At 41.4% G+C, this 25,883-nt stretch carries 20 protein-coding genes and 3 pseudogenes; 16 read left to right on the plus strand and 7 right to left on the minus strand.

Going from position 1 to position 25,883, the window contains the following annotated elements; all coding sequences use genetic code 11:
* The first annotated feature begins 86 nt into the window (after positions 1-86).
* The 3 genes from UF75_RS02225 (at position 87) to groL (ending at position 3,156) form a co-directional block, all read left to right on the plus strand.
* On the plus strand, positions 87-914 hold the full coding sequence (locus tag UF75_RS02225; protein WP_045572967.1) for an NYN domain-containing protein: 828 nt from the start codon (positions 87-89) through the stop codon (positions 912-914).
* A gap of 280 nt (positions 915-1,194) precedes the next feature.
* Positions 1,195-1,479, plus strand: a complete 285-nt coding sequence (gene groES, locus UF75_RS02230; RefSeq protein WP_045572968.1) for a co-chaperone GroES — start codon at positions 1,195-1,197, stop codon at positions 1,477-1,479.
* Positions 1,480-1,512: 33 nt separating this feature from the next.
* A complete protein-coding gene (gene groL / locus UF75_RS02235) occupies positions 1,513-3,156 on the plus strand; it encodes a chaperonin GroEL (RefSeq protein ID WP_045572969.1) in 1,644 nt (547 codons plus the stop codon).
* A gap of 76 nt (positions 3,157-3,232) precedes the next feature.
* On the opposite strand, the gene UF75_RS02240 is transcribed toward groL, so the two are convergent.
* From UF75_RS02240 to UF75_RS02270, 7 genes and pseudogenes are all read right to left on the minus strand, one after another.
* A complete protein-coding gene (locus UF75_RS02240; protein WP_197079303.1) occupies positions 3,233-4,060 on the minus strand; it encodes a site-specific integrase in 828 nt (275 codons plus the stop codon).
* Positions 4,061-4,275: 215 nt separating this feature from the next.
* Positions 4,276-4,926 carry an IS21 family transposase gene (gene istA / locus UF75_RS26065; RefSeq protein ID WP_052692954.1) on the minus strand — a complete coding sequence of 217 codons (651 nt, stop codon included), beginning with the start codon at positions 4,924-4,926 and terminating at the stop codon, positions 4,276-4,278.
* Positions 4,923-5,165: a hypothetical protein gene (locus tag UF75_RS02245; protein WP_052692955.1), complete on the minus strand. Its 243-nt coding sequence runs from the start codon at positions 5,163-5,165 to the stop codon at positions 4,923-4,925. Before UF75_RS02245 ends, istA begins: the two co-directional genes overlap by 4 nt.
* Positions 5,166-5,273: 108 nt before the next feature.
* A complete protein-coding gene (locus UF75_RS02250; RefSeq protein WP_242860077.1) occupies positions 5,274-5,759 on the minus strand; it encodes a hypothetical protein in 486 nt (161 codons plus the stop codon).
* 1,398 nt (positions 5,760-7,157) lie between these two features.
* Positions 7,158-8,576 (minus strand): sigma 54-interacting transcriptional regulator, encoded by a 1,419-nt coding sequence (locus UF75_RS02255; protein ID WP_045572971.1) that lies wholly within the window; start codon positions 8,574-8,576, stop codon positions 7,158-7,160.
* A gap of 716 nt (positions 8,577-9,292) precedes the next feature.
* A pseudogene (locus UF75_RS02260) lies at positions 9,293-10,162 on the minus strand (IS110 family transposase); the annotation flags it as partial.
* 807 nt (positions 10,163-10,969) lie between these two features.
* Entirely contained in the window at positions 10,970-12,469 is a 1,500-nt protein-coding gene (locus UF75_RS02270) for a transposase (protein ID WP_045572973.1), read from the minus strand.
* A 269-nt stretch (positions 12,470-12,738) separates the two neighbouring features.
* On the opposite strand from UF75_RS02270, the gene UF75_RS02275 reads away from it, so the two are divergent.
* From UF75_RS02275 to UF75_RS02335, 13 genes and pseudogenes are all read left to right on the plus strand, one after another.
* A complete protein-coding gene (locus UF75_RS02275; protein WP_045572974.1) occupies positions 12,739-13,527 on the plus strand; it encodes an aspartate/glutamate racemase family protein in 789 nt (262 codons plus the stop codon).
* A 31-nt stretch (positions 13,528-13,558) separates the two neighbouring features.
* Positions 13,559-14,983, plus strand: a complete 1,425-nt coding sequence (locus UF75_RS02280; RefSeq protein WP_045572975.1) for a trimethylamine methyltransferase family protein — start codon at positions 13,559-13,561, stop codon at positions 14,981-14,983.
* 117 nt (positions 14,984-15,100) lie between these two features.
* Positions 15,101-15,912, plus strand: a pseudogene (locus UF75_RS29795) (branched-chain amino acid ABC transporter permease).
* Between the two features lie 13 nt (positions 15,913-15,925).
* The gene (locus tag UF75_RS02295) at positions 15,926-16,933 is read left to right on the plus strand and encodes a branched-chain amino acid ABC transporter permease (RefSeq protein ID WP_045572978.1); all 1,008 of its coding nucleotides are present in this window, start codon (positions 15,926-15,928) and stop codon (positions 16,931-16,933) included.
* 191 nt (positions 16,934-17,124) lie between these two features.
* Positions 17,125-18,359: pseudogene (locus tag UF75_RS29800) on the plus strand (ABC transporter substrate-binding protein).
* Positions 18,360-18,478: 119 nt separating this feature from the next.
* Positions 18,479-19,195, plus strand: coding sequence for an ABC transporter ATP-binding protein (locus UF75_RS02310; protein ID WP_045572981.1), 717 nt, complete (start codon positions 18,479-18,481; stop codon positions 19,193-19,195).
* 56 nt (positions 19,196-19,251) lie between these two features.
* The gene (locus UF75_RS02315; RefSeq protein ID WP_045572982.1) at positions 19,252-19,959 is read left to right on the plus strand and encodes an ABC transporter ATP-binding protein; all 708 of its coding nucleotides are present in this window, start codon (positions 19,252-19,254) and stop codon (positions 19,957-19,959) included.
* Positions 19,960-20,082: 123 nt separating this feature from the next.
* Positions 20,083-21,222 (plus strand): MFS transporter, encoded by a 1,140-nt coding sequence (locus UF75_RS02320; RefSeq protein WP_197079304.1) that lies wholly within the window; start codon positions 20,083-20,085, stop codon positions 21,220-21,222.
* Between the two features lie 220 nt (positions 21,223-21,442).
* Positions 21,443-22,099 carry a serine dehydratase beta chain gene (locus UF75_RS26070; protein ID WP_282433755.1) on the plus strand — a complete coding sequence of 219 codons (657 nt, stop codon included), beginning with the start codon at positions 21,443-21,445 and terminating at the stop codon, positions 22,097-22,099.
* Positions 22,100-22,106: 7 nt separating this feature from the next.
* A complete protein-coding gene (gene sdaAA, locus UF75_RS26075) occupies positions 22,107-22,976 on the plus strand; it encodes an L-serine ammonia-lyase, iron-sulfur-dependent, subunit alpha (protein WP_282433756.1) in 870 nt (289 codons plus the stop codon).
* Between the two features lie 64 nt (positions 22,977-23,040).
* Positions 23,041-24,633, plus strand: a complete 1,593-nt coding sequence (locus UF75_RS02330; protein ID WP_052692959.1) for a hydantoinase/oxoprolinase family protein — start codon at positions 23,041-23,043, stop codon at positions 24,631-24,633.
* Positions 24,634-24,656: 23 nt separating this feature from the next.
* Positions 24,657-25,007 carry a hypothetical protein gene (locus UF75_RS29805; RefSeq protein ID WP_052692960.1) on the plus strand — a complete coding sequence of 117 codons (351 nt, stop codon included), beginning with the start codon at positions 24,657-24,659 and terminating at the stop codon, positions 25,005-25,007.
* A complete protein-coding gene (locus UF75_RS02335; RefSeq protein ID WP_045572984.1) occupies positions 25,004-25,651 on the plus strand; it encodes a DUF1638 domain-containing protein in 648 nt (215 codons plus the stop codon). The genes UF75_RS29805 and UF75_RS02335 overlap by 4 nt, the downstream gene beginning before the upstream one ends.
* Positions 25,652-25,883 lie beyond the last annotated feature (232 nt).

A 25,883-nucleotide genomic window follows, 5' to 3' on the forward strand; every position in this document is an offset into this window, starting at 1 on the left:
CACTACACGTTTATTGCTTGGCTTGTCACCTATGTCCATTGTTTTGCGTATATTATGTTAGATTAGTGGCTAGTGAGGTGAATGATTTGAAAGCCATTGCGTTTGTCGATTACGAAAATATTTGGACCAGCTTATTGGAACGAGGGTATGAATTATCGCCGGAACAGTTGGTGCAATTTTTACAACTTTATGCAGAGCAAAATAGTATCGATTTATTGGCTATCTATCTTTACGCCAACTTCGACCGTGAAGAGTTTTGGCGAACCCAAACAACCTTTGAGAAAACAAACGTCTATACGCGCCATGTCTTCGGAAAGAATAATTACGCGAACACGGGACTACGCCGTAACGCAGCAGATTTAGAGTTAATGCTTGAGGCACAAGAAATTTTACTGACCCGAGCGTCCACCTTCGATCTTTTTTTATTGCTTACGGGTGACGGAGATTTCCTATCTCTGTTTAGAAAAGTTCGAGCTTGGGGGAAAGACGTTAAGGTAATAGGAGTAGCAGGAAGTATTCATCATGCCTTACAACCCTATTGTGAAGGAGAAGATCTTTTGCATTGGGTGCTCCATGAAAAGCAAGAAGCAGAGTATCACCCAGAGCAAGACTTGGAAAAAGGAATTCAAATTTTGGGAAATCTTCAAATTCGCTTGCCTTATGTCGCGTCCACGAAAGCGAGGGCTGCCTTGACTGAGCTTTTGGGGAGATCAATCCCCCAAGTAAAAGAGTTCATTCGATACGCTTTAAAAGAAAATATCCTTATGGAGAGAGAACACCCTGATCAGAATTTGAAAATTGGCAAAACCAAAATTTATCTTCTTAATTTAGAAAATGATACAGTCGCGAATGCTCTAGGAACTATCCGAGAGGAAATCTCTCAGCGACAATTTAAATTGATTCAAGAGGAATAATCATGCATAGAAGGGTTCAGATCTGGCAATTATAGTGTGTAGACGATATGGTAATGCGCTCCGGGGAAGGCCTTTGAACCATTATTTAAATATAAAGCCTAAAAACATGAGATATATAGAGGAAAATAAAGATAATTAAAGATAATATTATGTTTTTGGGGCCTTAAGGGGCTTGCTTTCCTGCAGCCCCTTGCATATTATTATAGATATATTGTTAGCACTCAATAGAGTCGAGTGCTAACAAGTATTAAATAAAAAAACATAGGAGGGACTTTTCTTCATGAACATTAAACCACTCGCGGATCGGGTCATTATTAAGGCACTCCCGATGGAAGAAAAAACAAAAAGCGGAATTATTATGCCAGATACCGCTAAAGAAAAACCACAAGAAGGCGAAATTGTTGCCGTAGGCCCTGGCAAAATGGAAAAGGGTGTTCGTGTTGCTCTAGATGTTAAATCAGGCGATCGTGTGATTTATTCCAAATATGCTGGGACCGAAGTGAAGTATGATGGTGAAGAATACTTAATTCTAAAAGAATCCGATATTTTAGCTATTATTGGCTAGTTATAAGAATCATTTTTAAGGAGTGAATATACGTTGGCAAAACAAATTATTTTTAATCAAGATGCACGTCACGCTTTAGAGCGCGGTGTCAATGCTCTCGCTGAAGCCGTTCGTGTAACCCTAGGACCTAAAGGTCGTAACGTTGTACTCGATAAGAAATTTGGATCTCCTTTAATTACAAACGACGGAGTCACAATTGCTCGGGATATCGAATTAGAAGATCCGTTTGAAAATATGGGAGCACAACTGGTTAAAGAAGTTGCTACCAAGACCAACGATGTGGCTGGGGATGGTACAACTACTGCAACCGTTTTGGCACAAGCGATTATTCGCGAAGGGCTTAAAAATGTCGCAGCAGGTGCCAATCCTATGGGTATTAAACGTGGGATTGAGCAAGCAGTTGAAGTTGTAGTTGCAGACATTAAAGCTAATGCTAAACTTGTTGAGACGAGCGAAGCCATCGCACAAGTCGCTTCCATCTCTGCCAGCGACAAGAATATCGGGGATCTAATTGCTCAAGCTATGGAGAAAGTCGGTAAAGACGGTGTCATCACGGTTGAAGAGGCCAAAGGCATGACGACTGAACTTGAAGTAGTTGAAGGAATGCAATTTGACCGCGGTTATATTTCTGCATATATGATCACTGATACGGAAAAAATGGAAGCCATCCTTAACGATCCTTACATTCTAATTACGGACAAGAAGATCAGCGCAATTCAAGATGTATTGCCGGTCTTGGAAAAGGTAGTTCAAGCGGGTCGTCAATTGATGATTATTGCTGAAGACATCGATGGGGAAGCTCTGGCTACCCTAGTGGTCAACAAACTACGCGGAACCTTTGTTTGTGTCGGAGTTAAAGCTCCAGGCTTTGGCGATCGTCGTAAAGCAATGCTCGAAGACATCGCAGTTCTTACTGGTGGAACTGTAATCACTGAAGATCTCGGCTTGAAACTGGAAAATACCACCGTTGAAATGCTCGGACGTGCTCGCCAAGTTCGTGTAACTAAAGAGGAAACCACGCTGGTAGAAGGTGCTGGTAACACAGATGATATTAAAAAGCGTGTTGAAGCCCTCAAACGACAAATTGATGAAACTACATCTGACTTCGATCGCGAAAAACTCCAAGAGCGTTTGGCAAAATTAGCCGGCGGTGTTGCAGTTATTCAAGTCGGTGCAGCAACTGAAACAGAAATGAAGGAGAAGAAACTCCGCATTGAAGATGCTTTGGCTGCGACCCGTGCTGCAGTTGAAGAAGGTATCGTGTCTGGTGGAGGAACGACCCTGATTGATGCCATCCAAGCTTTAGATTCACTTAAATTAAGCGGTGACGAGGCAACAGGTGTCAATATCATTCGCCGTGCTCTCGAAGAGCCACTTCGTCAAATCGCCAACAATGCTGGGCATGAAGGATCCGTTGTGGTTGGCAAGGTTCGTGAATCCGGCAAACGAGGAATTGGCTTCAATGCTGTAACTGAGGTCTATGAAGATATGATCGCTGCTGGTATTGTTGACCCTGCAAAAGTTACTCGTTCGGCTCTGCAAAATGCAGGCTCGATTGCTGCTATGCTATTGACAACAGAATGCTTAGTCTCTGATCTGCCTTCAAAAGATGGCGGAATGGGCGGCGGCATGCCTGGCGGAATGGGCGGCATGGGTGGCATGGGCGGCATGATGTAATATTGCCCTGAAACCGTTGGTATCACTGGGCTTAGGATTGAACAACCCCTCTCTGACCACATTTAATTTTAAAAATTTAGAGGCTTCTCATTAATTCGCTGAATTTTTGGGAGGCCTCTTTTTTCATTGTCTTCGTTACGTGCAAATAAACTCTTCTGGTACTTTCATCGTCAGCATGCCCAAGACGTTCCATAATTTCTTCTAGCCCGACTTTAGCTTCCGCTAACAAGGATGTATGAGTATGTCGAAGAGAGTGTGGTGTAAGAGCTACATCTAACTTTGCGAGTTTAAGCAGTCTAGCCATACGGTTCTCAATCTTTTTTATATATACCGGATATCCGTGATTCTTGTCAGTCATGGCGAAAATAAAATCTTTATCATGGTACGTGATCCCGTGTTCCATTTTGACCACATTTTGCCGCGCTTGATGATTTTCTAATTCAGTCAAAATAACGGCATCCACATCAATTGTTCTTATGGAACTCTTTGTTTTAGGGGGAAGCAATAGGTAGTTCTTTATGTTATTTGTTGGATTATAATAAGTCTTGGTAATGTTTATTGTGTGGTCTTCGAAGTTATTATCTTTCCATTTCAGCGCACATAATTCCCCGGCTCTCATGCCTGTGTAAGCCAGGGAAGTAAAAACAACGGCGTCCATCTCTAAGCCTTTCTCGCGCGCCGTTTTTAAAAAGATGGCTAACTCTTCTTTTTCGAGGTACTTAGGGATCTCTGTATATGCTTCGATTTCCTCAACGGTTTTTTGAGTCTTAGGGATTATTGCATATTGAGTCGGATCAACCTTTATATATCCAAGCTCCACTGCTTTCTTGAAAATCATCCGCCCAGTGCAATGAATACCTTCGAGAGTATTCTCAGCAAGCCCTTCCTTTTTTAACCTATTCAATGCGTTTTGGTACATTTTTCTCGTTATGGCCTTAACCTTATTACGAGCAAAATATGGCATAAGCCTTCCAAATTCGTGTTCTCGCACTCTGACTGTACTTACTTTAACTCTGCCAGTTCCCTGATAGAGAGCTAACCATTCTGACGTAAAATCCTCGAAGAGTATATCCGCCTCTTTAACGTAGGCCCCTTGATCTAACTCTTGTATTAGTTTAGCTACTGCGTGCTGCGCTTCTTCTGAAAGGGGCGATTGATCAGTTTTACAAGTTCTTCCTTTATAGATTGGTTAATCTCGTACAGGCTGAAAAACTGTCTGTTTCTGAGTACGGCAATAATTCTCCTCGAAACATTACCCACCATATTTTCGTCCGCAGCCTTATCTTTAGTCTTGTAGGCCCGTGCTGGGACTAAAGTTGTCCTGTAATGTCGGGCCATTTCGTTATAACTTTTGTTTAATACTGGGTCTACGAGATCCGGTGTGATGACTGCCGTTTTCGTATTATCAGGAATGGTGACTTTGGGAACTCCTCCGTAATATTCATAGGCCCTTACATGGGCATCTATCCAGTTTGAAAGTTTGGTATCGCCATAGGCATAGACAAAAGGATAGGCACTAGCAGGTAGGACGGCAACAAATATGTAGGCAGACTTGATTTCTCCGGTCTCAGGCTCTACATAAGACATGATTTGACCCGCCCAGTCAACCTGCACTTCCTCGCCCGCTTTATGCTCAATGTGCATTGTGATCTGATTATTCTTTTTAAATTTCCTGTAACGCTCACAAAATTGAGTATACATTAGTCCGTTAGGGTGTTTCTCTTTATATTCCTCCCAAAGTAGCATCAGTGTTACGCTTTTCTTCTTCATTTCGTAAAAACATACTCAATATCAGGTTCAGGAGGTGTATTCTTGTTTCCTACAGGCGGGTAGAGCAAAGACATTAATTGCTTGTCACTAAGCTCGATTGGCCACGTTACTCCAGCGTTCTCTGCCCGTTCAAGCACTTCTGATACTGAAGTTTTGCCGCAGTTGCAGGATTTTCCGATTTCTCGTAGGGACAGTCCTACTTCATGTTTCAACCTTAAAATCTCTCTTGCTTTCAACATCTCAAGCCTCCTCATCTTTTGGCCCCCTTACTCAATCCGATTAAAGGGTACCATCTAATGAATTAACTCGACAAGGTGTCCGGATATGACCGAAATGCTGTCCGGATGTCACCGGAATCGGTGTCCGGATGTTGCCGAAATACGCAACAGAGAGACTTCCGTTAATTTTCCACCGATATAGACTTTTGCCCTACCCCAGTCAACCTGGGCCTGTTCTCCCCAATCTGCGGTAAAAGGGATGAACATCTCCACATGTCCGTTCTTTTCTTTCCGGACAAATATCCTAACGGTTGACTCACCGCCAGTAAAATCGTATTCATGAATCAAACGATCGTATATTCTCTTCGCTGTATGCCTTTGTTTAGGTGGCGCTGACTGATCTTGTTTTAGCCACTCACGGATTATTTCTTTATAAGGCTCTAAAACGGGAGAACGCTTTTCTTTGGATAGTTTATATTGTGGTATATTGGAATCTTTAAGGGCCTTACGTACAGTCTGACGAGATATTTCGAAATTTCGACTAATCTTTCGGATTGACCAACCTTCAATGTAATGCTTTTTTCTGATATACTCTTTATCGACCATCCTTAGCATGTCCTTTCCCTCTGTACGATTGTTGTCTTGCAACTCTAATCATACAGGACTAGGCTCTTGGGGTGGTCAACTTTTTTGTTAGCATTTGATATTTAAGTGGTCAACTATTATGTTAGCACTACTATTGCTCGATGTTGGCTGGGTATATGCGATGTCACAAATAATGCAATTAGTTAAATAAACACAAGCAAGCTTTAAACCAAGCCCTTAATTTCCATGTAGAATGACAAGGCATAAGAGGTAACTCAAAAGGCGTATCTGTAAAACGCCTGATGAAAATATTATTTATCTAACACCGTGGTCACGGCAAAATGACTATAGAAAATATAGCACTATTATCGTCTCCACGCACGTGGAGACGGTGGTTTGTCTGCAAAAATTTACAGTCTAAGAGCGGCTTGTGGTGCGGGTTGCAGGCTTTGAATTGTGTGATGGTTCAATAGGACCACCTTCGACCGACGGAACATATTCGTAGAGTTTGGTTGAGACAGTATTGCGGGTAGGGTGGACCGCGAGAACATATTGTGGATGTAAATGTTTCCATTATCGTTGGTAATTTTTGCTGGGGTATTGGCAGGGAGTCGTTTCTTGAAAAATGTTTGACGAATTTTTAATGCGTTGGTTGAGAAGATAGAAATTCTCACACCAATGCATTTTGTTTTTGAATTGAGAGGCGGGTGGGGCGATAGTGTCAATAAATGTTCGCAAAAACCATCCGAATTCCTTAAGGCAGAATAGCATTTTGTTGAACGGTAAAAACAAAAGATATAGTATGTGAAAAGCGTGAGAGTAAGAAGAGTGTCAAGGGTGATGCGAGGGATACCGCAGGCCTTCAGGCCGAGGATATGCTCGCAATCATCCAATTGACACGTGCTCTTACCAGAACGCTTGAAGACGGCAAAGTCTCTTTCACGTATAAAATAAAGTATGGTATTGTATTGTCTTTTAGTGATTTTAAGCGACAGTACCCTATTTTTTTATTTTGTATTCCGATGCAAAATATTGATAGGAAAATCTGTATTATGGAACACCTATTTGTATTAATTATGGGACACTTTAGGGTAGAATAGTAGTGAAGATTTGCGCGGACTGGAGGGATTTATATTAGAATCGGATATACAAGAGGAATAGAAAATAGTCGTTCATACAAGACACAAATGGACTTTCTAAATAATTCAAATGTAAAAGATTATTTCATGAGAAAAATGCCGGCAAAACACCATTAAATGAGATGATTCATTATGCTAGGTCTGGCGACATTGTTTTTGTATACAGCATAGCCTCGTTAGGGAAAAACGTTAGGAAAATCATTAGGTTTTTCATTGAAACGCAAGAGCAAACTATTGCATTATACATAAAAAGTGAAAAATTCGATTCTGCCAGTCAGCTGTTTCTGAATTATTTTAGGCCAAGTCTTTTTAAGCGATACTGTAGCAACTGTCGACTTAACACTAAATCTTCAGCTGCTTTAGCAACATTCCCTCTTGATTTCATTAAGGCAGCTATTACAATATCCTTTTCTTGATCTTTTATTTTATTTAAAATTGTAGAAGGTGGACTAATTTGACCTTCACTTTTAAGTTCAACATGGATATTTTCAGTGTCAAATAGGCCTAAATAGCTTGGAATGTGGTTTTGGGAAATGATTGTTTCATGTGTAGCAATGATATTCATAGCACATTCAATAGTGTGTTTAAGCTGTCTGATGTTTCCTGGCCATGCATAACGTTTAAATGCAGATATTACTTCGGGGTGGAGTCCTGTGATGTTCTTTTCTAGTGGGCTGTTCAATTCTTGAATAAAATAGTTGGAAAGTAAAACCATGTCATCAATGCGGTCCCGTAGCGGCGGAATGAATAAATATACCACTGCCAGACGGTAAAATAAATCTGCTCTAATTTGGCCCCGTTCAATTGCTGTCGCGGGTAGTACGTTACTACTACTTATGATACGAGGATTAATCAAGATTTCCTCATTACCCCCCACTCTTCGTACCTTCTTCTCCTCTAGCACTCTAAGGATTTTAGATTGTAGAGTTAAGGGCATGGAGTTGATCTCATCAAGAAAAAGAGTTCCTCCGTTAGCTTGTTCAAAAAGACCTACACGGTTAATGGCACCTGTAAAAGCTCCTTTAACAGTGCCAAACAAAATTCCTTCAAGCAAGTTTTCAGGAATGGCAGCACAGTTTATGGCTAAAAAAGGGCCCTTGGATCGCTTGCTTTCTTCATGAATACTTTGGGCAAATAATTCCTTGCCTGTTCCTGTTTCGCCAAATAACAAAATTGGAGAGTCAGTTTTCGATGCGGACTTTGCCCAACTAATACTTTTCTCAAATAGTGCATTTAATCCGATTAACGTATCAAAGGTAATAAGTTTTTCATTTTGCAGGCTACTAGTCTTTGAATATTTAGTAGTTAACTTTTCCTGGAGATCTAAAATTCTTTCAGCCATATGACGAAACTGTGTAAAGTCCTTCGAAATAGCGATAGAGCCAACAATTTTGTTTCCATTATGCAGGGGCATTGTACTGGTGATAACATCAATATGTTTTCCGTGTTTTGTGAAATACACTTGACGTTTATTATAAATAGGTATGCCTGTTTCAATCACATTTAGTAACATGCTAGTTGTTTTGTCCAGGTTATAGATTTCTGTAACATGTTTTCCTAGGATATCTGAGGCTTTATAGCCTTCTATTTTTTCTTCGGCAGGATTATAAAGCAAAAAGTTGCCGTTGTAATCAATGCAATGAATTCCTTCATCAATAGAATTAATTATAATCTCATAAGTTTCTTTCAAGACATTTGCTTCTTCCAATTGGCGAGTAAGTTCTGTTTGTAGGGGATCTATTTCAGAGATGTATAAAATAGTATATTCAATTAATCCTGTAGAAAAGTTGTTTTTTCGAATAATTAATCTTGTAGAGGATTATCGAGAATAATAACTAATTATATCGAAATTTAAGGATGTTAGTTCAGGGATTATTGTGGCTAAAGATAAGCCTACCAAATTCTTATCAGGATACTCTAATAGTCCGAGTAGTTTCTGATTATGTTTAAGGATTGTGCCATGGGAACTTATTATTACAATGCCTTCATTAGAGCTCTGTAAAACACTGTCTAGAAGGGCTTCTTCTATACTAATTTTTAAATTCTTTTTTTGTAGTAAGTTATCTTTGTTACCATTTTTTCATAAAGTTTCACCTTACCTTATTTAATTTTAAATAAAAGTAATTTATTGGAATAAATTTAAAATACTTAAATTTTAAGGCAATTGAAAAAATAGATTTAAATACACTATACTTGTCTCTGTAAAAAAATGCAATGTAAAGTAAAGTAATAAGTTTTTACTTTACTTTACTTTACATCATTTAACTATTGATTACTAGCGAATATGTTAATCTAAGCTTCTGTTTCGAAATGGCACAATATTTGCAAGCATATTTGCTTAATAGAGTTTAATCTTACCCGAAAATTGAGGGCTATTCATGAAGCAGATTTCAATAGATGGATCTCTATTAAGGTCATTACTTAGCCAATACCGGGAATGGTAATGAGCGTATTAGGGAAATGCCTGATTTCTGCTTCGATCGCCTTATCGATTTTCTTTACCTGCTTCTCTAAAGCGTGGATGGTTTCGATGCTCGTGGCTAGGATAAGGTTAATGGGTTGCAATAGGCTTCCACGTAGTCGATGGGCCTTGCGGGCGGCTTCCTTCAACTCTCTGGCTTTGGCTTCCGGATCCTCAAAATGACTTCTTCCTTTCTCCATGAGGAAATCAATCAATTCATCAAGCGGTCGAGCCGCAACCTCTTCTGGAGAAAAAAACTCAAGTGTCAAGGATTCAGAAGTAGCGCCGAAAGTGTTGCTAAAAACCGCACCTTGGGCAAGAGTGCTAAACTTCAAGAACAAGTTCGTGAGGAAATAGTTTTTCTCTCTGGAGATCATCTCAATCAGATGACAACGAAAGCGAGTGAGGCGTTGTAACGGTAAGTAGCGGAAATCGACCTGAGAGCCCTCCGGGAGCCGGCCGAAGCGTAAACGTTCGGCAATGACCCAGGCATCAATCCAGTCGTTCTTCGGAAGGTCCACATAAGCCTTCTTGAAATTAGCAACGACCTTGGGGTTAAAGGAATAAATTTGGGGCTGTAAAGGTGCTAAATAATGGTCTTCCGCTAAGAACATTTGTAATGGCCAACTGTATACGGAAGTGGCCTCTAAACCAATAACCAGCCGGTCTTCTTTCTCTTTAGCGCAGGCTTCAGTGAGATATCGGGCAACTTGCTCACAACCAGGCTGATCATTCAAAACCCGTAGTTTTTTAACCGGTTCATTACCCCGGTCATCTAAGATTCGCACTTTAAAATCACTAGAACTCACATCAATACCGACAAATAAACTCAAGTAAAATCACCTCACTTTCTGAGTCGAAGAATTTGTAAGATTAACGTTGGGACCAGGCACCACAACAGGTCAACAACCTCGCCGAATACTTGTCTTAAAAAGACCTTGGATCCAACCGATCTGCTACCATCGGAGGAGTTCCCTTTAAGCTGTGCAACCTTCGAGTTAAAAGTTCAAATTGTGGGCTGGCAGTCAGACTTAAAAAGAGGTCAAAGCCTCAAGGAGGAAAAGGCCTTACCAGAACGAACCTCACGGTACCATTTTGCCTGGAATCCCAACAAAATTAAATACTTTTTTGTTCTCAGAAAGCCATTTGTTAGTCATTAAAAAGGGTTTCCCCCCGCACCCCCTTCCTAAAATCAGATATTCCTCATCCTGAGCCTGTGGACAGTGCCAGCCTGTGGAAAAGCTATTTGGGGTCTGTCTTAAAAGAGCTTTCCCAACAGGCTTTGGACAAGTCGAATTTGAAGTATCCTTTGGGGCTGACTTGTCCACACTGCCCACAGGCACGACGACTGCATGGGGTATGCGTTATCCTGCGCGCATCTTGTTGATGTTGACCATACTAACAAAATTTCCGGTTTTCTATGGTTATTTAAATACCCCACGTTCCATTAGTTTCTTGGACTCGTGGGGCAGGAACTAAATTAATATAGCCTCTCGGAATTTCGGTGAAGGAAATGGTCTGATTCCCAAAAAATAACTGGAAATTAACGATGCCCAAGGCGAGATGCGGTAGATGCACAATGTTTTTTAAAAAATGGCATAGCAAACAAGCGTCACAGTATCACTTTTTATAACAAGCCGTTATCCTGCTTGGGAGAAAATCAATGCTTTAAGTTCAGCAAAGCTCTCCTTCTGATGAGAATACCAAGCATCCATATGCTGACACATCATTATTCCGTAGATGCGGATGTACCACATTTTAGTAGAACGATGCCGTCCCGATTCTAGCTTGTAGTCGATCTTTTCGCGTTTGTTCGAACGCTCGATGGAAGAGCGACGTCTGTAAATCAAGGTCCATTTTTCCGAGTTGCGAGGTGTCTTAGTAAACAGCCGTATGTTGTCCAACCGATTCGTATAGTAGGTACGACCGTACTTCGCTTTGGAGCAAGGGGTGGTGCATGAACAAAGCGTACCTCTAGAAAGTGGACATCTCCACTTATTACGATGTTGTACGTAATCATGGCCGTTGGACTTCATCTCTAATCCGCTGGGGCAAATGGGAATGCCCTTCGGTGAAATCTGGATATCGCCACTAGCCTTTGTAGTTTTCTTACTGCGGCAGTTGAGATCAATAAAAGGCTCGGTGTTTTGGTGATCCAATAGGCGATAAATGGCTTCAGCATCATGAGCGGCATCCAACAGCATTTTCTCAACCGTGCCCAAGGTAAAACGTTGCTTGAATTCAACAGAACTAACGACGAGACTGACAGCATCGTGCCTGGAAGCAGGCTGAAGTCTTGGATACAATGGCAAATCGTAGTGACTGTCCGAAGCGGAAATCATGTAGAGATGATAACCGTTGAAGCACGTCTCTCGGGCACTGTCCCAACCCGCATTGCAGTCGGGTTGGGAATAGATACGAGGATGGTTGCAATCAGCAAGGCCTTGGGCACGACAATTACACGTTGATTTACTTCGTGTATAAACAGAAGTGACAATGGGTGTTCCGTCACCAGCAGCAGTAAGTGCATTCATGTCTCCAAGTAAACCAAGATTTGCTGAAATGGTAAGGATTTGAGTCTGAAAAAAGTGGAACAGCCGATCGCTTGGTAAATCCAATTTCTTGTCAGAGTGACGAATCATCCACTTTACCAGACGTTTGACCTTACCCGGCGTGGTCGTCGGAGCTTTTTCACCCTTTTTCCCCTTCTTAGGTTTACGTTTGCGTTTCATCTGCTTTTTGGGCTTAAGATTATTTCCACTGGCAGCCCAAAGGCGTTTGAAGAAGTCGTAGAAGGTACCAACACCTGGAAGATCTCCGGGTTCGAAACCGCTGAGGATGGCGTAATAGGGGATGCGTTTCATTTCATTAATCCATTCGGTAAGGCCGATTTCTGGTTTCGTCATGAGAAAGAGAAGATATGAACGAAGCATGGAAGCAGGATCACGAGGCTCGGGACCTTTAGCATCATAGCAATCCTGAAGTAGAGTAGTGATGTAAGACAAATCGGTTCGCCAAAATTTTGCGACAAGAGGCCAGTCCTTATTGACGACGACGAAGACGCCACCAGAATAATGCTCGCGGAGACGCAGGAGAACAGAATCTTGATAAAGTTCATGAGAAATCAATATAGGTTTCAAACAAGCCACCCCAAATTTCGTAATCAAAGGTAATAAAGCCCTTGTCACGCGATTATGGGGACGTTTTTAAAAAGTCAAGTGTTTTTAGACGTTTTCGGGACATTAAGAAATATTTTTATCACTCGCGAATTTCCAGTTAAACGTGATGTAAAGCAAAATTCCTCCCACTAAAAGAGGGAGGAATGCTATAAGGTTGGTTCAAGGAAACCCTTGTCCCAACTGCCTCGGCGAATGCCGAGAGTCTATTAATTATACGAGGAGGAAGTAAAATGTTATATTTAAGCAGAGATTTAGGCATTAACTTAATCAAAACTCGAAAAGCTCAGAAATGTTATGGTATGGGTCTTGGAATTATTATACTGGATGATGCTTATCCTGGTTTTCCAGGAGATGTACGTAACGCAAGTGCTTGGCCCTTTCCAGTTCAGTATGAACTATGTGAAGGCATTGATATCAAAGAATTGATATGGGGAGAAGAGAAAAACAAGTGCCTTGAACCTATTTTACGAGCTGCTAAAAAGTTGGAGAAAATGGGATGTAGGGCCATTGCGGCCGAATGTGGGTACTTTGCGTATTTCCAGAAAGCTGTCGCTGGCGTTGTCGATGTTCCTGTCTTTATGTCGAGTTTACTTCAGGTTCCATTTATTCAACAAGTCATTGGGCCGGACAAGAATGTGGGGATCATGTGCTATCAAAAACAGTTTTTATCTGAGACACACTTGAAAAACGTTGGAATAGTACAGGGAAGTAACTATTTAATTGCGGGAGCGGGAGACGAATATAATGTAACTGAATTCAACAATTTATGGAGCTGGGAAGTTAGACCGAACCCCCCTGAATCTTTTTATGATAAATCTGAGCAACAAATTGTCAGCGCCTGTGTTGATTTTGTTGAGAAAAATCCCAGTATTGGCGCAATAATGCTAGAGTGTACGGGGATGCAACCTTTTGCTCGAGCTATTCAACGAGAATTAGATCTTCCAGTGTTCAGTTGGGGAACGTTGCTGGATTATGCCTTTTCAGTAGTCGCCCATAGAGACTATTATGGACATGTTTAAACGAGGGCTTGAGCAATAGGAGGATTTGTAGATGATGGAACTAGAAAAAATGGATGAAGACCTGAGACAAATCCATGAAGCGTCTATGACGATTTTAGAACAAACAGGTATGATGTTTCATCACTCTGGGGTTCTACGGATTATGGAGCAAAATGGTATCAGGGTTGAAGGGCAAACTGCTTTTTTCACACGTAAACAGTTGATGGAATGGGTAGGTAAGGCTCCGGCTCAGTTTAAGATGTATGCGCGTAATCCGAAATACGATATGGAAGTGGGCGGGGATCATGTTGAACTATGCCCGGGGTATGGAGCTCCTTTTGTCTGTGAAATTAATGGTAATAAACGTGCCGCTTTACTGAACGATTACGTCAGTCTTCTTAAACTATTCCAGGAGTCCAACTACCATAATGTCAATGGTGGTGTTGTTGTACAGCCTACTGATGTGGAAAATTCAGCCATTCTAGTTATGCTTTATGCTACCATGATTTACTCAGACAAGGTAATCATGACAGGTTCAGGCAGCGCTGATGAAGTGGAAAAATTGATGGATATGTTAGGAATCTTGTTTGGCGGTAAAGTAGCTCTGTCCGAAAAGCCAAGATGTATGACTATTGTTAATACGAATACCCCTCTTCAGTTGGATACAAAAATGTTGGAAACGATGATGGTGTTTAATAAGTACAAACAGCCTGTCGTTATTGCTGCCGCTGCAATGGCGGGAACGACATCACCGATGACTCTTGCCGGGACAATCGCATTATCCAATGCAGAGGTGCTTGCGGGAATTGCAGTTGCCCAGATGGTTAATGAAGGCACGCCTGTAATTTACGGCTCCCAATCAACCACCGCTGACATGAGGACAGGAAGTATTGCAATAGGTGCTCCCGAAGGGGCTTTGTGTTACCACTATGCAGCTCGTTTAGCAAAGTCATATGGACTTCCCTGTCGGGGTGGCGGTGCTTTGACTGATGCGAAATCCTTGTCTGTACAAGCAGGGTATGAAAGTATGTTAACACTACTAGCTGCTTATTCGGCAAAAACAAATATCATTATTCATAGTGCGGGTATTATGGAAAGCTATAACGCTATGTGCTATGAGAAGTTTATTATTGACTTGGAAATTATCGGAATAGTTAAACGATTTTGCAAGGGTGTAAAGATAAATGAAGAGACACTTGCCTTAGAGGTCATTAACAAGGTAGGGATAGCAGGGGAGTTTCTAACCACAGAACATACCATGAACCATTGCCGGAAAGAGCCGTTTGCCCCTGATATTAGTTTAAGAGGAGCAGTAACAGGTGATCTTGACGGAGTATTGTTAGGTAATATCAGGAAAAAGAAAGACAAAATGCTTGCAAGTTATCGTAAGCCCGAAATGCCTGAGGATATGCATAATAGGTTGGTCAATTATCTCGTGATTTGCGGCATTGACGCCAACATACTTGAAGGCGTTTAAGATAGGTCTAACAAACTATGAAATCCTTGTTAAGGAGAGGGTGTAATGGATTCAGCAGTAATATCTGATGTATTGATTGGAGGAATCTTAAGAGGAGGCATGTATGTTCTCATGGCCATGGGTCTTTCTCTTGTGTTTGGCGTGATGAAGATCCCCAATTTTGCACATGGTGAATTTTACATGATTGGTGCCTATTTATGCTATTTCAGCGTTTCTATATGGGGTCTTCCTGCACCTTTGGCTATCATTGTTGCTGCATTAGGTGCCTTTGTGATCGGCGCAGTGATAGAAAAGTTAACATTTTATCCACTACGAAAAAGGTCTCAGGGTGATTGGATATTAAACAGCTTTCTGGTGACGGCAGGTTTGTCCTTTGTTTTACAAAACTTAGCGCAAGCCTGGTTGGGGGTTACCTTCAAAGGGGTACCACAGTTGTGGGGTGGAACCTTAGCTTTTGGCGGTATGCACATTTCTTTAGACAGGATATTTGCTTTTGTGATTGCCATGTCTACAGTTGCAACCTTTTGGTTGTTTCTTAGAAAACTAAGACAGGTAGTGCCATTAGAGCTGTATCAGAACATGAAACGGGCGCAAAGCTCATGGGTATAGATCTCGACACAATCCATACTTTAACATTTGCATTGAGTTGCATGCTAGCAGCCATTGCAGGGGCCGCATTGTTATCTATCATTCCAGCTTCTCCCTTCATGGGGTTGCAGCCGTTGTATAAGTCGTGGTTTGTCGTCATTCTGGTAGGGCTAGGTAACATTGAGGCAACTATTATAGGTGGATTCATGGTTGGACTGATTGAGATGTTAGCGTCTTATAATTTTGGCGCAGGCTTTCAAGATGTAATAAGCCTTTCAATTATTATTCTAGTATTGTTGTTCAAACCTTCTGGCTTGTTCGGAAAAAAGCTTAAGGTATAGGTGGGGTGATATTATGCAAAAAACAATAAAATTAATAGCAGGACCTATAAATTCTTTATATAAAAAGCTCAATATAATTGGCTTATCTCCGCTGAGCTTGATCTTGTTTATAATATTGGGATTATCGCCCAGCCTAATTAAAGAAGAATACTTAATGCACCTGTTAGTTATTTGTTTATTGTTCGGCACGTTGGCTATGGGTTTTGATTTATCTGCCGGATATATTGGTGTTGCCAATTGGGGTTATGGCGCACTTATGGGATTAGGGGCCTATACTTCTGCCTTGCTCATGATGAAACTGGGAATTAGCCCTTGGATTGGTATTTTTGCAGGTGCGTTGTTAGCCGGGCTGTTAGGCTTGATGATCGGATTACTAACCTTGCGCATGGAAGGAATGTTTGCAGCAATTCTAGCGTGGTTTGTAGGGTTAGTGCTTATGGCACTATGCGCAGCACTGGTGCCGTTAACTCGGGGGGCACTAGGATTAAACGTTGATTTGTTCTTTGACACGGGTTGGGCAAAACAATACGCTTACGTGATGTTAATTATCTGTTTTGTTACATTTATAGCCTTGAGAATGATTACAAGGTCCAACCTTGGATTGGCCTTTAATGCATTGGGGCAAGACGTGGAGGCTGCTCGGACCTCGGGTGTAAATCCGATGAAATATAAAGTTATTAATTTTACCATTTCTTGTTTTATTGCGGGATTATGCGGAGGTTTCTATGCACATTTTATTGGGATATTGACTCCGGAAATTATGAGTACCAAAAAAACGGTTGAAATACTGGTCATCGCTTATATCGGTGGGAGAGGGAGCATTTGGGGTCCTTTGATAACAGCATTTATGATTATTCCTGCATTTGAATATCTTAACTTTTTGCTAGAGTATAAATTCGTAATTTACGGATTACTGCTTATCGTCGTTATGATTTTTTATCCCAGCGGATTATCTGGTTTCCTGAATAATCTCAGTAGTTTTGTAAAACGGAAAGTAAGTGAACGTTCTGTAAACAAATAAGCATAAGAATATGAAAAAACGAGTAGAGGAGGTGATAGATCGGCAATTTAGGGTACAACAAATTAGGCCCAATGTATTGGCTAGAATGAGTGAAATGAAATGAAATGAAATGAAAGGAATGGAAAGTAAGTATGAAGAAATATTTGAAATGGCTGTCTATGGTAGTAGTGACATTGCTTACAGTATCTTTAATGTTAACGGGTTGTGGTTCTAGTACTCCTACTTCTACTTCTACTTCTACAGCTAAAGAAAAGGTTCTAACTGTAGGTGTCGATCTACCTTTAACAGGCCCTGGTGCCAGAACAGGGGAAGAATTTAAGAATGCCGTCGATATGGCATTTACTGAAGTAGGCTACAAAATTGGGGACTATAAGGTGAAATTGGCTTGGATCGATGACCAGTCCGATCCAGAAAAAGCTACGTCTGCCTATGAGCAAGCAGTTCAAAAGGAAAAAATTGATGTTAGTATATTGGGCTGGAATAGTTCTGTAGCAGTAGCACTTATGGAATCCGCTGCTAAATACAAAATACCACACTATTTTGCGTTCGGAGCTACTGAAGTAGTCAATCAGAAATATGCATCTAACGATAAGTATAAAGTTTGGATAGGGAAAGGCTGGGCATCACCTTCCAAATTGAGCATTGCTTACGTCGATACGGTTAATGAAGCTATCAAAAATGGCACCTACTCCCCACGCAACAAGAAAGTTGCTGTTTATGGAGAGGACACCGACTGGGGTAGAAGTTTTGGGGCTACCGTCGGAAAGGGATTTAAAGATTCAGGCTGGACCGTAGTAAATGAAGAGTATTTAAAAATGGGGAAACTGATCTGTATCCAGTACTTACAAAGATGAAAAACTCAGATGCTTCAGTCATCGCAGGAACGGTATCATCTCCTCCTTCAGTAGCTGCCCTGATTAAACAGGCTAGAGAAGTCAACTTGAAGGCCCTTATGATCGCGGACGGGTTGGGCTACGCTGGTGACTGGTATAAAATGACTGGCGATGCTTCCAATGGTATTTTAGATAATGTTCCGCTTTTTGCAACGGATAAAGCCAAAAAGTTTGCTACTGATTTTAAGGCTAAGTATAATATTGAACCCTCCGCAGCGGCCGCTGGTCAGGTATACGATTGGACGAGGTTCTTTATCAAGGCAGCCAATGAGACCTTGAAAGAATATGGCTCGTTGAACAGCGCAAATCTTCTTAAATATGGCCAAGAAAAGGTGATGACCGGTAAAGTTGCATTTGATGAAGGTATCATCATGAAACAACTCAAATTTGATGAGACATCTGCTCCAGATCCGATCGTAGGTCAAGGTAACTACATTTTCCCTGTTGTACAATACTTTGGCGGGAAAGAGACAGTCATTTGGCCTTCTGAGCAAAAATCCGCTGTTTTGAAGATGCCAGATTTTGCTAAATAAGAATAACAAAATTCTGAATACATGCTTACATTATAGGCCATGAAGTATATATGGTGCCCACAGTTTATGTGGGCACCATACCTAAAAAAAGACACTCAAACGGAAAGCAGGTGGCATAAGTGTTAATTACAGAGGGTGTTGAAAAACGGTTCGGTGGTTTAACCGCAGTTAATAACGTTTCTGTAAATGTAAAAGAGGGAGAGATTTTTGGTATCATAGGCCCAAATGGTGCAGGGAAGACAACATTTCTTAATTGTATTTCGGGTTTTTACGAGCCTGAAAAAGGCAAGGTTATTTTTAAGGGTCAGAATATTGTTGGGTTATCCCCTCACCAGCTTTGCCACAAAGGTATGGCTAGGACGTTTCAGATAGTTAGGTCTTTTCCCAAAATGAGTGCCTTGGATAATGTGAAAGTCGCAGCAGTATTCGGTGGAAAAAAGCATAAAAACCCTGAAAAACAAGCAGAAGAATTAATGGATTTTGTTGGTTTTCCAGTAGCTAAGAATATTCTGACCGAAAACTTGAATACAATGCAGCTAAAACGCTTAGAATTGGCGCGAGCCCTAGCTACCAATTGCCAACTACTCCTATTGGATGAAGTGGCTGCTGGATTAACTCCGTCGGAAATACCTGACTTCATTGCCTTGATCAAACGAATAAGAGACAGCGGAGTAACGATAATTACAATTGAACATGTTATGAAATTCATTATGGGTGTTTGTGATCGAATTACGGTCTTACAGTTCGGGACGCAAATAGCAGAAGGGACTGTTGAGGAAATAAAAAGCAATCCTAAAGTTACTGAAGCTTACCTTGGAGAAGAACACGTTGGTTAGTTACACATAATATCTGACGTTTTTCTGTACTAACATGGTGGTTAGGAGAGGTTAAAATGCTGAAATTAAATAATATTGACGCAGGATACGGAAAATTGGGAGTATTATGGGATGTTTCTCTCAATGTAGAAATAGGTGAGTTCGTGGCATTGGTAGGTCCCAATGGAGTGGGAAAAACAACAATCTTGCGGACAATTGCCGGGTTAATCAAACCGACTAAAGGTGAAATAGTATTTTTGGACCAAAGAATTGATGGGAAACAAGTCCAGAATATAACTAAGTTAGGTATAAGCTTTGTGACAGATGATGGCTGTCTTTTTTCAGGCATGACAGTCCATGAGAATCTTTTATTAGGAGCCTATATCATCAAAGAAAAAGAAAAAGTAAAAAGGCTACTTAAGGAAGTTTTAGAGTTGTTTCCTAGACTGGCAGAGCGAAAAACCCAGACTGTTGGGACATTGAGTGGTGGAGAACGGAAGATGGTTGCTATTGCCCGAGGGTTAATGTCTGACCCTAAACTGATGCTTGTGGATGAACCTTCTTTAGGACTTGCTCCCAAACTAGTTTTAGCAGTTTTCGAAAGCTTAAAGGAACTGACTAAAAGGGGCGTGACAGTTCTTTTAGTAGAACAGAATGTCAATACAACTTTGAAGATTGTTGATCGAGGATATGTGATAGAACAAGGACAGATTGTTCTTCAAGGGAATAGTAAAGATCTAAGAGAAAATGAACACATTAAAAAGTCATATCTTGGGATTGAGTAAGAAAAAACCAAATAATGAATTATATTGATTGATCATTATCGGTGGATGGAGTGTTTAATGATTGATTTACTTACTAGGAGAGCCAAGGTATCAACTCGAAAAAACCTTTTTTTTATGTCTTTAATGATCTTTTGTATATCGGTCGGCGAAGGGCTAACAGCCCCTGCTATACCTTTGCTTGCCAAGAGCTGGGGCGCAGGTTATTTGGAAATCGGATTACTTATGACGGGATATGGATTGGCCTACATCGTTATGACTATTACTGCAGGTCATCTTTCAGATCATTTAGGACGAAAAATCATGTTATCTATAAGTCTTGGACTATCCTTAGCTGCGTCAATAGGATATTATCTGGCAGGGAGTATACTTGTATTATCATTTTTTCGTATTATCGAAGGGGCAAGCCGTGGAATTTTATGGCCGGTTTCCGAAGCTGCTATTGCCGATAATTCTGAATTAGGCAATGCCGGTCAATCCATGGGTAAGTTTGCGGCTTCTTACGGATTAGGAGTTACCTTAGGCACAATAATTGGGGGAGCTGTGATGTTAAACGGGGGTTATACCGTGTTCGTTTTTTATCCCGTTCTAGGCACAGCAGCTTTTCTAATAATTTCCATGGGCTTTACTAATTGCCATTGCTTGGAGGAACGCAGGATTTCTCTTTACGCAGATAAGATAAAATGGCAGCGAATTCTAAAATTATTATGGCCTGTGGGAGTGATCGGGTTTGCTTATGGAGGATTTTTATATTCTATTTGGGCACTACTCTCTGCTTTAGCCAACGAATTCGGAGTGCAGGTAGGTGGGATCGGAATTTTGTTCGGTTTTTTTTGGGGGTTACGTACTTTATCCTTTCTCGTTTGCCAAAAATTAATTAATAAGTGGGGTAGCAAGTCGATGTTGCTATCAGGACTTCTCCTTTGTACGGTTGGGTCAGGAATATTACTATTGGCAAAATCCTTTGCCTTATTTTTGTTAGCCACTTTTCTGTCAGGAGCCGGTACAGGATTATTGTTTCCAACAGTGCTGGTTTTGGTTATGGAGAGGACGACTGAGGAAAATCGTGGTTTTGGAATGGGTTTTCTAGAACTCTCAATTGCCATAGGTATAGTTGGACAAACGGCTGTTGCCGGTTTTTTAGGCCATTGGGTTGGGCCGGGATGGATCTATTTTTCTATTTTTGTGATTAATGTTTTAGCTCTTTTCGTGGGAGTGATTACGAGGCTGAGCAATCAAGGGAACTTACTTCAGGCGGAGATTTAAATTAGTTTGTATCACTCCTCTTGTGGACTCGATGACTTAAATAATACTGAAAAAGTATGTGTGCTTTGATAATGGCAGTTATTCAAAAATAATTGGGATAAGCAGAGGGGGTATTCTCGTTATTGTAATATTTTTATAGAGGAATACAAAAAATGTCTGAGAAAGGTTTTGAGATATGAGAGGGCATTCAAGTATTTTTAATGATGTCATTGGGCCAATCATGGTGGGCCCTTCAAGTTCCCATACGGCTGGACCTGCTCGAATTGGGCTTATGGCAGGGCAACTTATGAAAAACCGAATCAAGAATGTAACTATTGTGTTTGATCCACAGGGATCGTTTGCTGCTGTGAATAAAGATCAATGGTCGGACAGAGGATTCGTCGCAGGACTTTTGGGATGGGGTCCTGACAATAGAGAATTGAATCGAGCATTAGAGGAAGCGGCTAAGCAGGGAATAAGTATAGAATTAAAAATTGCTCTCTTGGATGAAAAACATCCCAATGCTGTGCTACTTATGCTAGAAGATGAAACGGGAGAAATCATAATACTAAAGGCAATTTCTTTAGGGGGAGGAATGGTGCAGATCACTGAAGTGAAAAGTTTTCCCGTTTCCATTTCTGGAGATTTTTTTGAATTGTTGATCTTTACCCATAATCTTTCAAAAGAAACTTTAAAAAAGCTACAAATAGAAATAGGAGAAATGTTATCTGGTTTCGAAATTAGTAGTGTTGTTATGAACGGAGAAGTTGGGCTAATTAATATTAAAACTAGTAATGAAGTGGATCATCAGGTTTTATGCGTAATAAACAATATAGAAGGAATTACAGGGACAAGACTGGTAAGTCCAGTGTTACCTGTCTTGTCAAAAAGAGATTAATTACGTCATTCCTTTTCGAACGGCAAAAGAAATGGCGCTATATGCTTGTGGGAAAGAACAGAAATTATGGGAGCTGGCGATAGTCTATGAATGTGCGAGAAGCGGCTGGACGGTTGAAGATATCCTAGACTATATGAAAATGATTGTTTCAGTGATGAGACGTTCTATAAATGATGCCTCTTCCCAAGATCTTAAGGGTACTCATCTAATAAAGGAAGAGTCTTGGGCAGCAAGGGAAGTCATTGAAGAGGGAATGGCTTTAAATATGGGTATTCTCTCCAAATCTGTCTCGTGGGCTTTAGGGGTTATGGAAACTAGCAGTTCAATGGGGAGAATTGTGGCTGCACCAACCGCCGGATCTGCTGGGGTACTGCCCGGGGCTATCTTGGGTGGGGCAGAGGCTTTGGGGCTTGATGTGGACGAAGCGGTAAAGGCAATGCTGGCAGCAGGTATGATTGGAGTTTTTATTTCTGAAATGGCAACCTTTGCAGCAGAAGAATGCGGGTGTCAAGCTGAATGCGGTGCAGCCTCAGCTATGGCTGCAGCGGGTTTAGTCCAATTAGCCGGTGGGTCGGCTAGTCAGGCCATAGCTGGCGCATCTTTAGCACTGCAAAATCTTTTAGGATTAGTTTGTGACCCTGTTGCGGGAAGGGTAGAGATTCCTTGCGTGGGAAGGAACGTTATGGCAGTTGCAAACGCAGTGACTTCGGCGAATTTAGTTCTTGCATGTTTTGACCCAGTGATTCCTCTGGACGAAGTGATTCAGGCTATGTACAGTGTGGGATCTATGCTCCCGAGAGAATTAAGATGCACTGGAAAGGGTGGGCTGTGCGTTACACCTACAGCTCAAAGTAAAAAACAGGAATTTACTCATTAGACACAAGCAATTGACAACGGTTTGGGGTTGAATGTTTTGGATGGCTAGAAATGGAGTGAGAACTATGCCCCTAGTATTGGGGATTGATACTGGTGGAACCTTTACTGATGGCGTGCTTCTAGATATAGGCACAAAAGTGGTCAAGAGAAAGGCTAAGGCCTTTACAACTCGTGAAGATTTATCGATAGGAATCCGGGAATGCATTGAAAACATGGGCGATTTAGACTCAAGCCAAGTTCATCTTGTATCTATGTCTACGACATTAGCAACCAATGCCATTGTGGAGGGGCGTGGTTGCAGAATTGGCCTAATTCTCATTGGCCATGAATCGATCGGTAACCTTCCTGCCCAGAAGGTTTTTGTTGTACGGGGCGGACATGATATCAAGGGGGAACCAGTTACTGAACTGGATTGTGATGCTGTTCGGAGCGCAGTAGCTGAAATGAGCGATCAGGTTGATACAGTGGCAATCTCTGGTTATCTAAGTATTCGTAATCCGGAGCATGAACAAGATGCACGGAGAGTCATACAAGAACAATGGGATATACCCATCGTTTGTGCTCATCAACTCACCACAGCTCTAGGCTTTCACGAGCGAACAGTAACAGCTTGTCTGAATGCTAGATTGTTACCAATTATTGCAGAGCTTCTTGCTGCGGTAAAAATAGTTCTTAAAGAGAAAGGCATTCAGGCTCCTTTAATGGTCGTTAAAGGGGATGGGTCTTTGATGAGTGAAGAGATAACCAGGGGAAAGCCCATTGAGACAATACTTTCAGGTCCAGCTGCCAGTATTGTTGGAGCAACTTTTTTAACTGGTGAAGGTTCAGCCTTAGTTTTAGACATGGGCGGAACAACAACTGATATTGCTATATTAAATAAAGGCCGGCCTCGAATAAATTTTGAGGGCGCTATCGTCGGAGGATGGAAAACTCGAGTTGAGGCTGCTGAAATCAGTACCTTCGGATTAGGTGGAGATAGCTACGTTCAAGTTTCTAAGGACCGAAAACTAACGATTGGACCAAGAAGGGTATGGCCTCTGTCAGTTATTGCGAACAGGTATCCTATTCTAGTTGAGGAATTGTCCAAAGTTAATCCTAACCGGGAAATTGTCGATGCTCAACCAGTTGATTGTTTTATGTTGGTTAAGAAATCTGAGGACGGATGCAGGTGGAATGACACAGAACGAAAGATAATTAACGTCCTCGAGGACAGCGCTCACAATATTTTTGTACTTGCTGAAAAGGTAGGAAGAGATCCTAACTTTTTGCCGATAAAAGCTTTAGAACAGGCTCAAGTCATAGGACGGATTTCTTTTACTCCCACTGATTTATTGCATGTTCTCGGGACCTTTTCTGACTATAATATGATGGCGGCGCAGCAAGGAGCCCGGATTCAAGCGTGTAGACTACGGATGGAACTTGGCAAATTTGCATCTAAAGTCTTGAGTGAGATTCAAACCAGTCTTTGTATGAACATCTTACAAAGCTTTGTGCACATAGAGGGGTTGGAAATTAATCTTAATGCTGATACTGGGGCTAAATTCATATTAACCTCTCTACTCAACGGAAACCAGAATCAAGGCTTTAAGTCCGAAATCACTCTTGATTATCCGATTGTGGCTTTGGGGCCCCGGTTGCAGCTTATCTTCCTGCTGTAGGTAGTATTTTACATACCCCTGTCTTGATACCGACCCATGCTGAAGTGGCTAATGCTGTTGGGGCGGCCTCAGGCCAGGTCGCGGAAACAATTCGAGCTCTGATTAAGCCGGGTGTAGGAGGGGGATATGTCGTTCATGCTCCATGGAAACGAGAGACCTTCTTGTATCTTGCTGAGGCAGAAAAACATGCCTTGGAGAGAGCTCAGGAAATTGCTGTGGAGAACGCTTGCCGAGCAGGTGTAGTTAATCCGGAGATTTTCGTCGATAAAGAAGAGATCATCAGCCATACATCGGGTGCAGATGACGATGTGTTTATCGAGATGCGCATTGGGGTCACGGCTTTAGGGCGTCCTAGTTGGGAGGGGTACGTATGAAGGCTAAAGTAATTGCCTGTTATACATTGGCAGACGAAATTCAGAAGATACTTCCACCGGAGATAGATTTAGAATTGTTACCCTATGCACTGCATCGTGAACCACAGAAACTACAATTCGAACTTCAACAACGAGTGGATGCTGATACTCAACACGACACTCTGCTTTTTGGCTACGGCCTATGCTCTTTCGGCGTCGTTAATCTCCATTCAGAACGTCACACGTTGGTAATCCCTAGAGTGCATGATTGTATAAGTATTCTAATGGGTGCACGCAAGATCTATGATGTTGAGTTCGCAAAATATCCTGGTTCAATCTATTTGAGTAAGGGCTGGATTGACCAGGGTGCAGAACCTTTAGCGGAGTTTAAACGCTACTCCGAAACTTATGGTGAAGTGAATTCTCAATGGATGATTGATACACAATATAGCAATTATCAACGGGTAGTGTTTATTGATACAGGTGTAGGAAATAGAGAAGAACTTACCAATTATTCAAGTGAAGTTGCCAATTATATCAAGGTAGATTATCAAGAACAGCAAGGGTCTTTAAGACTATTAGAAAAACTCATTCAAGGCGATTGGGATGAGGAATTTGTGGTCACACCTCCAGGGCGAATGGTTATGCAACGCAATTTTCTTTAATTAGGGATTACTGAATAACCTCAAAACCTGCATGGGAGTAAGAACTAAGACCGTTTTCGTGGTATAATAACCTGACTTTGGCAGTTGAATAGATAAAAAAAGGGGCTGTCTCAAAATAGAAATGTAATTTCTATTTGAGACGCCCTTTTTCTATATATCAGAATGTATAAGTTTTGGGGTACCGGAGGGTACCCCTTTACTTGATATATCAGAATGTATAAGTTTTGGGGTA

Source organism: Desulfosporosinus sp. I2 (genome assembly GCF_000960765.1).
Taxonomy (GTDB): Bacteria; Bacillota; Desulfitobacteriia; order Desulfitobacteriales; family Desulfitobacteriaceae; genus Desulfosporosinus.

Excerpts from the sequence above, each read along its gene's own strand:
- UF75_RS02250 (WP_242860077.1), bottom strand. The coding sequence starts at position 5,759 with ATGCTAAGGATGGTCGATAAAGAGTATATCAGAAAAAAGCATTACATT.
- UF75_RS02245 (WP_052692955.1), bottom strand. The coding sequence starts at position 5,165 with ATGTTGAAAGCAAGAGAGATTTTAAGGTTGAAACATGAAGTAGGACTG.
- UF75_RS02335 (WP_045572984.1), top strand. The coding sequence starts at position 25,004 with ATGAAGGCTAAAGTAATTGCCTGTTATACATTGGCAGACGAAATTCAG.
- UF75_RS26070 (WP_282433755.1), top strand. The coding sequence starts at position 21,443 with ATGGTGGGCCCTTCAAGTTCCCATACGGCTGGACCTGCTCGAATTGGG.
- UF75_RS02315 (WP_045572982.1), top strand. The coding sequence starts at position 19,252 with ATGCTGAAATTAAATAATATTGACGCAGGATACGGAAAATTGGGAGTA.
- UF75_RS02320 (WP_197079304.1), top strand. The coding sequence starts at position 20,083 with ATGATCTTTTGTATATCGGTCGGCGAAGGGCTAACAGCCCCTGCTATA.
- groES (WP_045572968.1), top strand. The coding sequence starts at position 1,195 with ATGAACATTAAACCACTCGCGGATCGGGTCATTATTAAGGCACTCCCG.
- UF75_RS02295 (WP_045572978.1), top strand. The coding sequence starts at position 15,926 with ATGCAAAAAACAATAAAATTAATAGCAGGACCTATAAATTCTTTATAT.
- UF75_RS02330 (WP_052692959.1), top strand. The coding sequence starts at position 23,041 with ATGCCCCTAGTATTGGGGATTGATACTGGTGGAACCTTTACTGATGGC.
- istA (WP_052692954.1), bottom strand. The coding sequence starts at position 4,926 with ATGAAGAAGAAAAGCGTAACACTGATGCTACTTTGGGAGGAATATAAA.
- UF75_RS02280 (WP_045572975.1), top strand. The coding sequence starts at position 13,559 with ATGATGGAACTAGAAAAAATGGATGAAGACCTGAGACAAATCCATGAA.
- UF75_RS02275 (WP_045572974.1), top strand. The coding sequence starts at position 12,739 with ATGTTATATTTAAGCAGAGATTTAGGCATTAACTTAATCAAAACTCGA.